Annotated in this window: 12 protein-coding genes; 6 read left to right on the top strand and 6 right to left on the bottom strand. The window is 72.5% G+C overall.

The features are described 5' to 3' along the window. The first annotated feature begins 156 nt into the window (after positions 1-156). Entirely contained in the window at positions 157-2,322 is a 2,166-nt protein-coding gene (locus tag AB0P41_RS29610; RefSeq protein ID WP_365935130.1) for a hypothetical protein, read from the top strand. A 77-nt stretch (positions 2,323-2,399) separates the two neighbouring features. Here AB0P41_RS29610 and AB0P41_RS29605 read toward each other — a convergent pair whose 3' ends face one another. From AB0P41_RS29605 to AB0P41_RS29595, 3 genes are all read right to left on the bottom strand, one after another. Further along, on the bottom strand, positions 2,400-4,190 hold the full coding sequence (locus AB0P41_RS29605) for a coagulation factor 5/8 type domain-containing protein (protein WP_365935128.1): 1,791 nt from the start codon (positions 4,188-4,190) through the stop codon (positions 2,400-2,402). A gap of 240 nt (positions 4,191-4,430) precedes the next feature. After that, a complete protein-coding gene (locus AB0P41_RS29600; protein WP_365935126.1) occupies positions 4,431-5,282 on the bottom strand; it encodes a transglutaminase-like domain-containing protein in 852 nt (283 codons plus the stop codon). A gap of 30 nt (positions 5,283-5,312) precedes the next feature. Continuing rightward, on the bottom strand, positions 5,313-6,314 hold the full coding sequence (locus AB0P41_RS29595) for a GNAT family N-acetyltransferase (RefSeq protein ID WP_365935124.1): 1,002 nt from the start codon (positions 6,312-6,314) through the stop codon (positions 5,313-5,315). Positions 6,315-6,431: 117 nt separating this feature from the next. Here AB0P41_RS29595 and fdxA point away from each other — a divergent pair, with 117 nt between their 5' ends. Both fdxA and dapC read left to right on the top strand, forming a co-directional pair. Further along, on the top strand, positions 6,432-6,752 hold the full coding sequence (gene fdxA / locus AB0P41_RS29590; RefSeq protein WP_014154250.1) for a ferredoxin: 321 nt from the start codon (positions 6,432-6,434) through the stop codon (positions 6,750-6,752). Between the two features lie 156 nt (positions 6,753-6,908). Further along, complete coding sequence (gene dapC, locus AB0P41_RS29585; protein ID WP_356717171.1) at positions 6,909-8,015, top strand: succinyldiaminopimelate transaminase; 1,107 nt, start codon at positions 6,909-6,911, stop codon at positions 8,013-8,015. A gap of 92 nt (positions 8,016-8,107) precedes the next feature. On the opposite strand, the gene AB0P41_RS29580 is transcribed toward dapC, so the two are convergent. Both AB0P41_RS29580 and AB0P41_RS29575 read right to left on the bottom strand, forming a co-directional pair. Beyond that, positions 8,108-8,440 carry an ATP-binding protein gene (locus AB0P41_RS29580; protein ID WP_365935122.1) on the bottom strand — a complete coding sequence of 111 codons (333 nt, stop codon included), beginning with the start codon at positions 8,438-8,440 and terminating at the stop codon, positions 8,108-8,110. Positions 8,441-8,748: 308 nt separating this feature from the next. Then, positions 8,749-9,645, bottom strand: a complete 897-nt coding sequence (locus AB0P41_RS29575) for a hypothetical protein (protein ID WP_365935120.1) — start codon at positions 9,643-9,645, stop codon at positions 8,749-8,751. A 49-nt stretch (positions 9,646-9,694) separates the two neighbouring features. Between AB0P41_RS29575 and dapE the strand changes: the two genes are divergently transcribed. Beyond that, positions 9,695-10,774, top strand: coding sequence for a succinyl-diaminopimelate desuccinylase (gene dapE / locus AB0P41_RS29570; RefSeq protein WP_356716096.1), 1,080 nt, complete (start codon positions 9,695-9,697; stop codon positions 10,772-10,774). Between the two features lie 85 nt (positions 10,775-10,859). Beyond that, positions 10,860-11,645 (top strand): TIGR00730 family Rossman fold protein, encoded by a 786-nt coding sequence (locus AB0P41_RS29565; RefSeq protein WP_356716098.1) that lies wholly within the window; start codon positions 10,860-10,862, stop codon positions 11,643-11,645. A 65-nt stretch (positions 11,646-11,710) separates the two neighbouring features. Here AB0P41_RS29565 and folP read toward each other — a convergent pair whose 3' ends face one another. Continuing rightward, complete coding sequence (gene folP, locus AB0P41_RS29560) at positions 11,711-12,583, bottom strand: dihydropteroate synthase (protein ID WP_365935116.1); 873 nt, start codon at positions 12,581-12,583, stop codon at positions 11,711-11,713. 219 nt (positions 12,584-12,802) lie between these two features. On the opposite strand from folP, the gene AB0P41_RS29555 reads away from it, so the two are divergent. Further along, positions 12,803-14,269, top strand: coding sequence for a PLP-dependent aminotransferase family protein (locus AB0P41_RS29555; RefSeq protein WP_365935114.1), 1,467 nt, complete (start codon positions 12,803-12,805; stop codon positions 14,267-14,269).

The raw sequence follows: 14,269 nt of genomic DNA, 5'->3' as shown, positions 1-14,269 counted from the left end.
GATTGCCCCTCCGCGCGGTGACGGGTGCATCCTTGTTCCCCCCGGGCGCGGCGAGTCTTACGGTGGCGGCCAGTATGGTGGTGCGCGCGCCGAGCCGTCCCCTGGCCTGCGGCATGGGGGAAGTACGGGCGGCGGAGCCAATCGGGAGAACCTGCTTTGAGTCGTGAAACTGACAGTTCGTCCTCCGGGCCCCAGGGGCGCGGAGGAGCCGCGTACCCGTCGGGTACGCCGCCGTACGGATCACGCCAGTATCCGTCGCTGCACCCGTCCCAGGACGGGACGGAGGAGACTCCGGAGCCTGCGGATCCGCCTCAGCCCGAGGAGCCCAGAACAGAGACGACGCTGACGACGCGTATCCGGATCAACATTCCGGGCTCGCGTCCGATCCCGCCTGTCGTCATGCGTACGCCGATGAGTGACGCGTCCGCCGACCGTCCGGACCCGGAGCGCACCGCCTCCACCCCGAGGCCCGGCGCACCCGCGCCGTCCTCCGGTGGAGCGCCCGCTCCCGGCCCGGACGCGCGTGACGGCGGCCCGGCAGCCGACGCCCCGGCCGAGAAGCCGGCCAGGGAGAAGAGCGGCAGCGACTGGTTCGCGCCGCGCAAGGCCCCGGCCCCCGTCCCGGGCGTGGGCGCCGCGCCCGCGGCCTCGGCTGCGGGCGCGCCCGGCCAGGGTCCCGGACCCGGCCAGGGCCCCGGTCAGCGTCCTGGCGCAGGGCAGGGCCAGGGCCCCGGTGGTGGATCCGCCGGCGGTCCCTCCGGCGCGGGCGGTGGCCCCACGCCGCCCCGCCCGGACATGCCGTACTTCCCCGACGGTCCGCAGCGGCCCGGCGACCCGGGCGGCGCACCCCGTCCCGGCCGCAGTGCCCTCGACGACCTCGACTCCGGTCCTCGGTCCACTCCGAACCCGGGCATGCGGCCCCCGGCCGGCCAGGGCCCCACCGGGCCCACCACCGGCCCGGCCACCGGAAGTTCGTCCCTGACGCCGAACCTCGACCGTCTCCCCGGTGGACCCGGTGGACCCGGTGGACCCGGCGGACCCGGCGGACCCGGCCAGGCGGCGGCCGGCGGACCCTCCGGGCCCCGGCCCGGCGGCCCCGGTGGCGTACCCCCGCGGATGTCGGACGACACCGCGATCCTGACGCCGCAGGCTCCCGCCCCCGCCCCCGTCCCCGGCTCCGGCGGGCATGTCTCCGGTGACACGCTCACCAGCGGTATCCCCGTCATCCCCGCGGAGCCCCGCTCGGCGTTCCCGGGCGGTCCCGGTGGGATCCGGCCGCCCGAGGGCCCCAGGGGCGGCGGACCGGTGGACGAGGGCGCCCCGGCGCCCGCTCCCGCCCCCCGGCCCGCTCCGAAGCCCGCGGCGCCCGCCAGGAAGGGCCGCTCCAAGGTGGTCCTGCTGGGCGTGGCCGTCGTCGTGCTGCTCGGCGTGGCCTACGGCGCCGGCCTGCTGATGAACCACTCCGAGGTGCCCAAGGGCACCACCGTGCTCGGCGTCGACATCGGCGGCGGCACGAAGGAGGAGGCGGTCACCAAGCTGGAGGCCGCCCTCGGCAAGCGCGCCCGGACGCCTCTGCGGCTGTCCGTGGACGGCAAGGAGGAGAAGCTCGCCCCCGACAAGGCCGGCCTCACCCTGGACAGCCAGGAGACCGTCCGCGGCGCCGCGGGCAGCGACTACAACCCGGTCTCGGTGATCGGCTCGCTGTTCGGCGGGGCACGTCCCGCCGACCCGGTGATCCCGGTCGACGAGGAGAAGCTCGGGGTCGCGCTGACCGACCTGGCAGGCGTCGCCGGCTCCAGCAACGACGGCACGATCAAGTTCGAGCCGAACAAGGCCGTGGCCGTCCCCGGCAAGTCGGGCAAGTCGCTGGACGTCAACCGGTCGATGATCTCCGTCCGGGACGCCTATCGCGCGCAGGTCCAGACCGGCGAGCCGGCCGTCGTCGAACTGCCGGTAGCCGCCACCGAACCCACCATCACCCAGGCCGAACTGGACCGGGCGATGAAGGAGTTCGCCGAGCCGGCGATGTCCGGCCTGGTCACCATCAAGGCAGGACCCAAGCAGATCGACTTCGGCCCCGCGAGGTCCCTGCCGCAGATCCTGTCCATGAAGCCGGTCGACGGCAAGCTGGTCCCCGTCTACAACAGGGAAGCGATCGACACCCTGCTGGACGGCGTCTTCGACGGCATCATGATCACCAAGGGTGACGGGAAGAAGCACGAGGTCAGCCCGACCGACGTGGCCCAGGCCATGCAGGGCGCACTGCTCGGCAAGACCCCCGCGGAGCGCACCGCCACGATCGACCTGACCGGCGCGGGCTGACCGGACGCGATCCGCCCGCACGAACGCCCCCGCCCGGACTTCCGAGCGGGGGCGTTCGTCGTGAGGCCCTGCCCCGTCTAGGGGAAGGAGACGATCTGGGACGGGACGGTGTCCGTACCGGAGGTGGGGGCTCCGGTGTCGTTGATGACGTGGTCGTACTGTCCCTGGCCGCCGAGGGAGACGACGAGCAGGTCGTGGAATTTGACTCCGGGTTTCACCGGGGCCTGGAAGCCGTGCTGCTGTCGGATGGTCGGGTCGACGTTGAAGTAGCAGTAGCTGCCCATGCCCCAGCCCTCGTGGGTGGTGACGGAGTCGTCGACCTTGTAGGCGGCGTAGCCCTTGATGTCGCCGTTCTGGATGGCTGCCTGGCTGGGGGCGTCGTACGCCTTCTCGTTCTGGAAGAAGATCGTCCTGCCGTTCTCGCCGGACCACTGGACGTCGTACTTGTTGAAGTGCTCGACGAACAGCCCGGTGGCCAGCACGTCGTCGCCCTTGACGTGGACGCCGTAGTCGGCGCGGTTGGTCTCCCAGCCGACGCCCTCTCCGTGGTCCGCGCGCCAGACCCAGGTGTGGTCGATGATCGTGTCGTCGCTGTTGACGACGATGCTGGTGGTCGCCTTGCCGGGGCCGGCTCCACCGATGCGTACGAACACGTCCTGGAGGCTGGTCGGGTTGGCCGAGTGGTCGCCCGACGCGCCGTCGGGGCCGACCTCGACGAGCGTCTCGGAGTTGACCGGTCCCGCGTCCACGAGGAGTCCGGCGAGCTTGACGCCGTCGACGTCGCCGACCTTGATGGCGGTCACTCCGTTGTCCGGGATGATCGTGGCGAGGCCCAGGCCGAGGGCGACGGTGTTCGCCCGGTCGATCTCGATGGGCTGGTCGACGTGGTAGACGCCCGGGGTGAACAGCAGGTGCAGGCCCTGGCGTACGGCCGCGTTGATGGTCTGCGCGGTCGCGCCGGGCTTCACCACGTAGAACTGGCTGAGCGGGATGGACTCGCCCTGCGGGGTGCCGTTCCACGAGACCCCGCGTGCGTTGGTGCGCTTGGCGGGGACGAAGACTTTGTAGTCGTTGCCGTCGAGGTAGAGGAAGGGCTTTTCCCGGGAGACGGGGGTGGTGTCCAGGGTGGTGTAGGGCGGCTCGGGGAAGCTCTGGGCGGGGGCGCCCTCGACGCCGGAGAACGTCATGTTCCAGACGCCGTTGCCCCAGCTGCCGACGGAGCTGTCGCGGGTGTACCACTGCTGCTGCGAGTAGGGCCCGACCTGGCCGTCGATCTTGCTGTCGGCGATGTAGCCGCCGCTCGCCCAGCCGTAGCCGTCGGGTGCGAGGTTGAGGCCGCCCTTGACGTGCATACGGCGGAAGGGGGCGGCCTGGGAGACGGCCCACCGGTTGGTGCCGCTGACGGGGTTGAGGGCGAGGTTCTCGGCCGAGCGCCAGAAGTTCTGGGTGGCGTTGCCGTCGAACCAGCCCGCGTCCACGGTGACATCGCCGTTGAAGGTCGTGTCGTCGGGGTTCAGGCCGAGCCCGGCGATCGAGGTGTAGAAGCCGATCTGGGCGTTGATGTCGTCGTACGTGCCCGGCTTGAACATCAGCGCGTAACGGTCGCTGCCGAACTGGTTCGACTCCTGCTTCTTGAAGACCTCGTCGACCTTGCCCTGGATGTCCGGGGTCGAGGGGTCGAAGACCAGCACGTTGGGGCCGAGATCACCACCGCCGGGGACCTCCTCGGCCTCGTCACCGAACGCCGACCCGGCTGTGGGGAAGGCCATCAGCAGCGAAACGGCGAGCGCGGCGAAGCCGAGCGTCCTGGAGCGGCGGTGCCGGCGAGGTGCGGTGGGGGGTGCGGAACTCGTGGGGGGAACTTGCATGGATGACGTCTCCTGGGTCGTGGTACAGGTGCACGACGGAACCTCGAGAGAGGCGAGAGAGCGCTCTCTCGTGTCGCCGATGTAACCGGTTTCGCCCTGGACACGTCAAGAGGTGTGCGTCAGGAGCCTCACCCGATCGCCGAGCGGGCAAGAAATGGCGTGCTCCGTAAGGCAATTGAGGCCCTTTGTGTGCAGACGGCGCCCTCTGTGAGTTCACAGGGTGACCGCACGGGGACCGCCCTAGTTCAGCAGCGCTCTGGCTGCCTGCGCGCGGTGGCGGATGGCCTCGGCCGCCGTCGGCTCGATGCCGTCGACGATCTCGGCGTACTCGTCCATCTCCGCCGCCCCGCGCAGGAACTCCCCGCGCTGCACGAGGAGCTGGGCCCTCTCGTAGCGGAGCCTGGCCGGGTGCGAGGGCAGCAGCAGGGAGAGTTCGAGTGCCCACAGCGCCACGTCCGTACGCTCGGGACGCGCCGACGCCCAGGCCCGGACGTTGTTCAGGATCCGCAGCACGGTCTCCAGCGGCCTGGCGGGCACCGGCATCGCCGCCCCCGGCGGCTCCCCGGTCATCCCCGTCACCATCAGATCCGCGTCCTCGCCGCTCAGGGGCGCGCCGCCGGCGAAGGGGTCGGCCAGCACCCGCTCGGCCGGGTCGCCGAAACCGACGACGTAATGGCCGGGGAGGGCCAGCCCGTAGACGGGCGCTCCGGCCCGCCGCGCGACCTCGATCCAGACCACGGACAACAGGATGGGCAGCCCTCTGCGGCGCAGCAGCACCTGCTGGAGCACCGACGAGTCCAGCCGCTGGTAGTCCTGGGACGAGCCCGCGAAACCGCAGCGCTCGCCGAGCAGTCCGGCCAGTGCGGACGCCCACGCGCGGGCGTCACGGGCTCCGTACGGCAGGAGGCCCGCCAGCCGGTCCAGCTCGATCTGCGCCGCGTCGATGCCGTGGGGGTCGGCGTCCCCGGGTGACGGCGGCGCGGTCTCCGCGCCGAGCAGCAGACAGAGCAGCGCGAGGTCGGGCCGTTCGGCGCGTGCCTCCTCGGCGAACCGCCGTCGTCGTTCGGCCGTGCCGGGATCCTCGGCGCTCATGTGTGCACGTCCCCCTTGCTGCTCTCCCCGCTACGCGGGCCGGAAGTGGTGATAGCTGTGGTGGGTGGCGAAGCCCATGCCGTCGTACAGCGCACGGGCACCTTCATTGTCCGCCTCCACCTGGAGCCACGCGGCCGAGGCGCCCTCGTCCAGCGCCGTGCGGGCCAGCGCCGTCATGACGGCCGTCGCGAGACCGCGGCGCCGGTGCTCCGGGCCGACCTCGACGGCCATGAACCCCGCCCAGCGGCCGTCCACGACGCAACGCCCGATCGCGGCGGGAACCCCCGCCGGACCCTCGTCCGGGACGGAGGCGAACCACACGGAGGGGCCGCTGCCCAGCACCTTCAGCACATGGGCCCCCGGGGTCTCGAAGCGCTGGTACCGGGAGAGCCACGCCTCGTCCGGCGCACGTACCAGCCGTACGGCGGAGATGTCCGCGTCCAGGTCCCCGACGGGTGCGAGCGCCGCGATCCGCACCTCGGCGGTCACCTCGCGCCGCCACCCGTGCTCCTCCAGGTCCGCGCAGAGCGCCTCCTGCGTGCCCTCGGCGCCCGTGGCGGTCTGGACGTAGGCGGGCAGCCCCCGTTCCCCGTACCAGCGGCGGACACGCCCGAGCGCCTCGCCGATCGGGAGACCCGGATCGCCGAGCGGAAGCACGGAGTTGGCGCGGCGGGTGAATCCGCCGGCCGCGCGCAGCCGCCAGTCGCCCAGGAGTTCGCTCTCGACGGGCTCCCAGGCGCGCGCGGTCGCCCTGGCGAGTTCCCCGAACGACGCGGCGGGACCGCGGCGGCGAGCCGGGGCCGGAGGCACCACCTTCCCCGCCACCAGCGCCGATTCCGCAATCCGGATACTCTCGCCGTTCTTCGTCGTGACGGACAGCACTCCGCCGTCCCACGATGTGAGAACCCCGACCGTGTCGGTGAACTTCGCGCCCTCGCCGGGCACGTCGGCGGTGCGCCGTACCGATACGCGTTTGCCCACGTCAGCAGGGGTTATGCGAACCTCGAGCCGTCCGCCCATGGTGAATTCCACAGCTCTGTCTGCCCCTCCTGTTCGGATCGTGCCCCGGAACGGAGATACTAGGGGCGGGCATCGACGACGCCGCGCTCCCGCGCGAGAGCCAACGCCCTACCGAGGAGGAACGACAGCGTGACCTACGTCATCGCGCAGCCTTGTGTCGACGTGAAGGACAAGGCCTGCATCGAAGAGTGCCCCGTCGACTGCATCTACGAGGGCTCCAGGTCCTTGTACATCCATCCGGACGAGTGTGTCGACTGCGGAGCCTGTGAGCCGGTCTGCCCGGTCGAGGCCATCTTCTACGAGGACGACACCCCGGAGGAGTGGAAGGACTACTACAAGGCGAACGTCGAGTTCTTCGACGACCTCGGCTCGCCGGGCGGCGCCTCCAAGCTGGGTCTCATCGAGCGCGACCACGCGTTCATCGCCGCGCTGCCGCCGCAGAACCAGTAACGGCCCCACCCGCGGCAGGAAGTGAGCCGGCTCCCTGCCTGCCGCGGGTGAGCCGTCGGCGGTGGTACGAGCGCCGCCCGGTCCCGTACGGCTTGTCACCGTGCGGGACCGAGGCGTTTCCCGCCCCCACGTCCCCGTACGAGAAAGCAGAGTTCCGTGTCCGCAGCAGTTCCCGTCTCCTCCCGTCTCCCGGTCTTCCCCTGGGACAAGCTGGCGCCCTACAAGGCGACGGCCGTGGCCCACCCGGACGGCCTCGTGGACCTGTCGGTCGGCACGCCGGTCGACCCGGTACCCGAGCTGATCCAGCGGGCGCTGGTCGCCGCTGCGGACAGCCCCGGCTATCCGACGGTGTGGGGGACCGACGCGCTGCGTGACGCGCTGACCGGATGGGTGGAGCGCAGGCTCGGCGCGGCGGCCGGGGTGACCCACGAGAACGTGCTTCCGGTCGTGGGCTCCAAGGAGCTGGTCGCCTGGCTGCCGACCCAGCTGGGTCTCGGCGCGGGCGACAAGGTCGCCTACCCCCGGCTCGCCTACCCGACGTACGAGGTCGGCGCGCGGCTCTGCGGCGCCGAGCCCGTCGTCTACGACGACCCGACGGAGCTGGACCCGGAGGGCCTGAAGCTGCTCTGGCTCAACTCCCCGTCCAACCCGACGGGCCGCGTCCTGCCGAAGGACGAGCTGATCCGGATCGTCGCCTGGGCGCGCGAGCACGGGGTGCTGGTCTTCAGCGACGAGTGCTACCTCGAGCTCGGCTGGGAGGCCGAGCCCGTCTCCGTGCTCCACGCGGACGTCTGCGGCGGCACGTACGAGGGCGTCGTGGCCGTCCACTCGCTCTCCAAGCGCTCCAACCTCGCCGGTTACCGCGCGGCCTTCGTCGCGGGTGACGCGGCCGTCCTCGGTGAGCTGCTCCAGATCCGCAAGCACGGCGGGATGATGACTCCGGCCCCGGTCCAGGCGGCGACGGTCGCGGCGCTGGGCGACGACACGCACGTGGCGGAGCAGCGGGAGCGCTACGCGCGGCGGCGCACCGTGCTGCGGGCGGCCCTGGAGGCCCACGGCTTCCGGATCGAGCACAGCGAGGCGAGCCTCTACCTCTGGGCCACGCGCGACGAGCCCTGCTGGGAGACCGTGGCGCGTCTGGCGGAGCTCGGCATCCTCGTGGCGCCGGGCGACTTCTACGGGCCGGCCGGCGACCGCTTCGTACGGGTGGCCCTGACGGCCTCGGACGAGCGCGTGGACGCGGCGGTCAAGCGGCTGTCCTGAGCCCACGGACCCCCGGTGTACGCCGAGGGGCCTCGGGAGTGCGCACTCCCGAGGCCCCTCCGTGCGCCTGTGACGGCGCGTGTTCCGGCGGATCAGCCGATCGGCAGGCTCTTGGTCGGGAGGGTGTCCTCCGTCAGCTCGCCGTCCGCCACGGATCCGGCCGTCCGGAGGGTCTTGCCCGCGGCGGGAAGGGTCGTGCCGACCACCTTGCCGCCGGTCTCGTTCGCCACCTCGGAGCCCTGCTTCGACGCGGAGTCCAGCGTGCTGCTGAGTCCGGCGCCGTCGAGCGAGGTGAGGCCGCCGAGCGCGGGGGTCTGCGGGAGCCCCGCGGCACCCGCGGCACCGGCCGCGCCGACCACAGGGGCCGCACCCGCGGCGATCAGCAGCGCGGCACGGGCGATCCGGCGGGTCAGGGGGAGGGACATGATGCTCCTTCGACGGGACGTCAACGGTTACGCGGCGGACGTGGAGTCCGCCTGTCCGGTGATCGGACGCACTGAACAACCGGTCCGGGGGCGGGGAAGGTTGCGGGGCACCGAGGTAAAGACTGGGTAATGCGTCGGATAATCCGCAATGGAGGAACCCGGGCGAACGGCGCATTCGGTGGTCGTGTGATGAACCGTCACTTCCCTGCGTGGGCACGGGAATCGACCCGTAGTGCCAGGGCGGGGAAACAGGTGCGGCAGCAGGGGGCCGACGGACGCCGAACGGCCCGTACGGATGACAGGCCGTACTACTGAGCGAGTCGCATTCGGACCGTTGTGGCGCCCGATTCCTCGCGATCCGTCCGCCAGCCCGACCCGGCGGTCCACGTCCGGCCCGCGTACGAGACCTCCGCGATCCGCAGGGTCCCGGCCCGGGCGACCGCCCAGTGGGCGAGTTCCCAGCCGCGCCGGGGCATCGCCTCGTCCGCGGCCCGCACGGGCACCGACACCGTGCCCGCCGCCGAGGCGCCCGCCGACCCGGCCGACGGCAGGACGTCCGACCCGAAGGCACGCACCAGATCGGACCGGACCTCCGCCGCGTCCCCGGACTCCCCGGCCTCCGGCGCCGGCGCCGAGCAGGTCAGGGAGGCCGGGGCACGTCCGGTCAGCGCGTCGGCCAGCAGCCGGGCATCCGGCTCGTGCTTGGCGTACGCGTCCGGGAACGCGCTCTTCTGCACCCACTGGGCCGCGACGGTCAGCTTCAGGTCCAGATAGCGCGGGACCTCGACGAGCTCCTCGTAGAACTTCCCGGCCGAGTAGACCGGGTCCATGATCTGCCCGGGCGTGCCCCACCCCTGCGAGGGGCGCTGCTGGAAGAGGCCGAGCGAGTCCCGGTCCCCGTGGTCGAGGTTGCGCAGCGTGGACTCCTGCATCGCGGTCGCCAGCGCGATGGTCACCGCGCGCTCCGGCAGCCCCCGCGTGGTGCCCACGGCGGAGATCGTGGCGGCGTTGGCGGCCTGGTCCGGGCTCAGCTCGTACGTACGCCCCTCACCCCCGTCCGCGGGGCCCACGGTGCAGCGGGGCACGCCGCTGCCGCCGGAGAGGTACCGCACGGCGAGATAGCCGGCCAGTGACAGGATCACGGCGAAGGCGGCCGCGACACGGAAGGCGCGGCCACGGCGGGAAGAGGGGCTGGTCCTGGGCACGGGGCCACCGTACTGGAGGGTAGGAGCGGCGCCGGTTAGGGTCGTGGCCATGGATGGACACACGCTCGACCTCGCCCTGGACGGCCCGGCACTCACCGCACAGCTGGTCGATTTCCCGTCGGTCAGCGGGCAGGAGAAGGACCTCGCCGACGCCATCGAGGCGGCCCTGCGCCCGCTGCCGCACCTGACCGTCGACCGCCACGGCAACAACATCGTGGCCAGGACGCAGCTGGGCCGCGCCGAGCGGGTCGTGCTGGCGGGGCACATCGACACCGTCCCGATCGCGGACAACGTGCCGTCCAGGCTCGACGACGACGGCGTGCTGTGGGGCTGCGGGACCTCCGACATGAAGTCGGGCGTGGCCGTCCAGCTGCGCATCGCGGCGACGGTGCCGGAGCCCAACCGCGACCTCACCTTCATCTTCTACGACAACGAAGAGGTCGCCGCCCACCTCAACGGCCTCGGTCATGTGGCCGAGGCGCACCCCGAATGGCTCGACGCCGACTTCGCCGTGCTCCTCGAGGGCTCCAACGGTGAGGTCGAGGGCGGCTGCCAGGGCACGCTCCGCGTCCATCTGCGCTTCAAGGGCGAACGGGCCCACTCCGCACGCGGCTGGATGGGCTCCAACGCGGTCCACGCGGCGGCCCCGGCGCTGGCCCGGCTGGCCGCGTACGAGCCGCGCCGCCCGGTGATCGACGGGCTGGAGTACCGCGAAGGGCTGAACGCCGTCGGCATCGAGGGCGGCGTCGCCACCAATGTCATCCCGGACGCCTGCACCCTGGTCGTCAACTACCGCTACGCCCCCGACATCACGGCCGAGGAGGCCGAGGCACACGTCCAGGAGGTCTTCGCGGACTGCGGTGTCGACGAGTTCGTCGTGGACGACCACACCGGAGCCGCGATGCCCGGTCTCTCGCACCCCGCCGCCAAGGCGTTCATGGACGCGGTCGGCGGCGTCGCGCGGCCCAAGTTCGGCTGGACCGACGTGTCCCGGTTCGGCTCCCTGGGCGTTCCCGCGGTGAACTACGGCCCGGGCGACCCGCTCTTCGCGCACAAGCGGGACGAGCACGTGCGTGTCGAGCGGATCACGCACTGCGAGGAGCGCCTCCGCTCCTGGCTCACCAGCTGACTCACGGCATTCCCCTGCGCGTAACCTCCGCCGATCTACGCTGAAGCGACACACGCACATCGCAGGTCGGCGGAGGGAGCAGGTCATGGGCAACCCGGAGGACGCACGGATCCCCGAGGGCGCGCAGATTCCCGAGGGTGCGGTGAAGCCCGAGGAACAGCGACTGGGTCCGGTACTGCGCCGCAGGGACCAGGTCCAGCCGGGCACGACCGATCAGCGGCTGCTGGATACGGAGGGCGACTCGGAGTGGGTCCACACCGACCCCTGGCGGGTCATGCGGATCCAGTCCGAGTTCGTCGAGGGATTCGGCGCGCTGGCAGAACTTCCCAGCGCCATCAGCGTCTTCGGTTCGGCCCGCACCCCGGCGGGCGGACCTGAGTACGAGGCGGGCGTACAGATCGGCAAGGCGCTCGTCGAGGCGGGATTCGCCGTCATCACGGGCGGTGGCCCCGGCGCCATGGAGGCGGCGAACAAGGGGGCCAGGGACGCCAAGGGCGTCTCCGTCGGACTCGGCATCGAGCTGCCCTTCGAGTCCGGCCTGAATCCACATGTCGACATCGGCGTCAACTTCCGCTACTTCTTCGTCCGCAAGACGATGTTCGTGAAGTACGCGCAGGGCTTCGTCGTCCTGCCCGGCGGCCTGGGCACGCTGGACGAGCTCTTCGAGGCGCTGACCCTGGTGCAGACGGGCAAGGTGACGCGCTTCCCGATCGTCCTCTTCGGCACGGCGTACTGGGGCGGCCTGGTCGACTGGCTGAGGGACACCGTGGTCGCGGGGGGCAAGGCGTCCGAGCGGGACCTGATGCTGTTCCACGTCACGGACGACGTGGACGAGGCGGTCCGGCTGGTCACGAAGGAAGTCGGCCGCTAGCCGGGGCGGGGCGGGGCGGGGCCGCTGCCCCGCCCCGCCCTCCCGGGCTCCGCACGGCGACCGGCCTACGCGAGGCCCCGGCGCGCGACCGCCGGCGGCCGGTGGCCCGCGACGGACGCCACCATGTCGAGGACCTGCCGGGTCTCGGCCACCTCGTGCACCCGGTACACCCGCGCCCCCAGCCAGGCCGACACGGCCGTCGTCGCGAGCGTGCCGATGACGCGCTCCTTGACCGGCCTGTCGAGCGTCTCCCCGACGAAGTCCTTGTTGGAGAGGGAGACCAGCACCGGCCAGCCCGTGGCCGTCATCTCCTCCAGCCGGCGCGTCGCCTCCAGAGAGTGCCGGGTGTTCTTCCCGAAGTCGTGCCCCGGGTCGATCATGATCCCGTCCGGCCTCACCCCGAGCTCCACGGCACGCTCGGCGAGACCCAGGGTCACGCGCAGGATGTCCGCCATCACGTCGTCGTAGGCGGCTCGGTGCGGTCGCGTACGGGGCTCGGCGCCGCCCGCGTGCGTGCACACCAGGCCCGCCCCGAACCGCGCGGCCACCTCCGCCAGCTTCGGATCGACGCCGCCCCACGCGTCGTTCAGCAGATCCGCCCCGGCCTCGCAGACGGCCTCGCCCACGTCGTGCCGCCAGGTGTCCACGCTGATCACGACGTCCGGGTGGCGGCGGCGCACCTCGGCGACGAAGCCGACCGTACGGCGCGCCTCCTCCTGCGCCGTGACCTCCTCGCCGGGGCCGGCCTTCACCCCGCCGATGTCGATGATCGCGGCGCCGTCCGCGACGGCCTGCTCGACCCGGGAGAGCGCGGGTTCGTCATGGAAGGTCGCCCCCTGGTCGTAGAAGGAGTCGGGAGTCCGGTTCACGATCGCCATGATCACCGGCTCGTTCGGCCCGAACTCCCGCCGTCCCAGCCTGAGCGTCCCGCTTGGCATTCCTGCTTCCTCCCTGTAGCCCGCCTGCGACCTTAGACCGGCCGGCGGGCGGGAGGCGGCACCAGGTCACCCGGCGGAGTCCAGGCGTCCGCGCTGCCCGGCGGTCAGCTTCAGCGACACCCCGGCGAGCGCCTCGTCCAGTGGTCCAGGAGCTCGAACGAGCGGCGTTCGTCCTGGGCCGTGCCGAACGTCATGGCCCCGGGAATCAGGCTCTTGCTCATGACCTTCGCGCCAGGCGGATTCGGCCCGGCGCTACGCTCCGATGCCGTGGACCCTTCCCGGACCAATCACGCCTGGGCGACGCTGCTGGACGTCGGCCCACCGGAACGCGGCCGGCGCCGCCTGCACGACCGGCTGGCTCACGCCCTGCGCACCGCGATACGGGACGGCCGACTCGTGGAGGGCGCCGCCGTGCCCCCGAGCCGCGCGCTCGCCGAGGAACTCGGCTGCTCGCGCTGGGTCGTGACGGAGGCGTACGGGCAGCTCGTCGCGGAGGGATACCTCTCCGCCCGGGTCGGCTCCGCCACGCGCGTCTCGTGGTCACCGGAGACCACGCCGCCGCGACCCCGGGAGCGGCGGGCACCCGAGCGCCCGCCCATCCGTTACGACCTCGCGCCCGGGCTCCCCGACCTGTGGGCGTTTCCGCGCCGCAGGTGGGCGGAGGCCGTCCGGGCGGTCACGGGCTCGGCCGTCCATGACGACCTCGGGCGGCCCGACCCCACCGGACACGAGGTGCTGCGGACCACCGTCGGGGAGTACCTGCGGCGCTCACGCGGCGCGGACACGCACGCCGGATCCGTGTCCGTGTGCGCGGGCGCCACCGACGGTCTGTTCCGCACCTGCCGGGCGCTGCTGGCCGAGGGGATCGCCGACCTGGCCGTGGAGGACCCGGGCTGGAGGCGGCTGCGGGACGCCGCGACGAGCGCGGGCCTGCGTGTGCACCCGGTGCCCGTCGATCACCACGGCCTCCGCGTCGAGGACCTCGGGCGTACGCCCGCCAGGGCCGTCGTCGTCGGCGCGGCACACCAGTTCCCCACGGGTACCGTGCTGTCGCCGGAGCGCCGGGCCGGCCTGGTGCGCTGGGCCCGCGAGGTGGACGGCTTCGTCATCGAGGACGACTACGACGCCGAGTTCCGCTACGACCACCACCCCGTCGCCGTCATGCAGGGGATGGATCCGAGCAGGGTCGTCCTCCTCGGCTCGGTCAGCAAGACGCTGTCGCCCGCCCTCGGCCTGGGCTGGCTGGTCGCCCCCGCCCGCATGAGCCCGGCGCTCCGGGCGGCGAACCCCGTCGCCACGGCACCACCTGTACTCGACCAGCTCGCGCTCGCCACCTTCCTCGACCGCGGGTGGTACGACGCCCATCTGCGCGCGTCGCGGCGGCGGTTCCGCTCCCGCCGCGACCTGCTGGTCCGTACGCTCGGCGACCGGGTGCCGAAGGGCCGGGTCTCCGGCAGCGCCGCCGGGCTCCACATCCTGCTCCACCTGCCGGACGGCACCGGCCTCCGGGAGGCGGTCCGGTCCGCCGCAGCCGCCGGGCTGCGCCTGACGGACCTGGACGACTACCGCGCGGAGCGAACGGAGCGGCGCGCGCTCGTCCTCGGTTACGGCAACATCAGCGGGACGGAGATCCCTCCGGCCGTCGAGCTCCTGCGTGAGGCGCTGGGCCCGGCTGTTCCTCGGTGA

Source organism: Streptomyces sp. NPDC079167 (assembly GCF_040686735.1).
Lineage (GTDB): Bacteria > Actinomycetota > Actinomycetes > Streptomycetales > Streptomycetaceae > Streptomyces.
This window is presented reverse-complemented; position numbering and strand designations above follow the sequence as displayed.

What these genes read in the sequence shown, in the direction of transcription:
- AB0P41_RS29565 (WP_356716098.1), top strand. Translation starts at nt 10,860, where the DNA reads ATGGGCAACCCGGAGGACGCACGGATCCCCGAGGGCGCGCAGATTCCC.
- AB0P41_RS29580 (WP_365935122.1), bottom strand. Translation starts at nt 8,440, where the DNA reads ATGTCCCTCCCCCTGACCCGCCGGATCGCCCGTGCCGCGCTGCTGATC.
- AB0P41_RS29605 (WP_365935128.1), bottom strand. Translation starts at nt 4,190, where the DNA reads ATGCAAGTTCCCCCCACGAGTTCCGCACCCCCCACCGCACCTCGCCGG.
- folP (WP_365935116.1), bottom strand. Translation starts at nt 12,583, where the DNA reads ATGCCAAGCGGGACGCTCAGGCTGGGACGGCGGGAGTTCGGGCCGAAC.
- AB0P41_RS29555 (WP_365935114.1), top strand. Translation starts at nt 12,803, where the DNA reads ATGACCTTCGCGCCAGGCGGATTCGGCCCGGCGCTACGCTCCGATGCC.
- AB0P41_RS29600 (WP_365935126.1), bottom strand. Translation starts at nt 5,282, where the DNA reads ATGAGCGCCGAGGATCCCGGCACGGCCGAACGACGACGGCGGTTCGCC.
- dapE (WP_356716096.1), top strand. Translation starts at nt 9,695, where the DNA reads ATGGATGGACACACGCTCGACCTCGCCCTGGACGGCCCGGCACTCACC.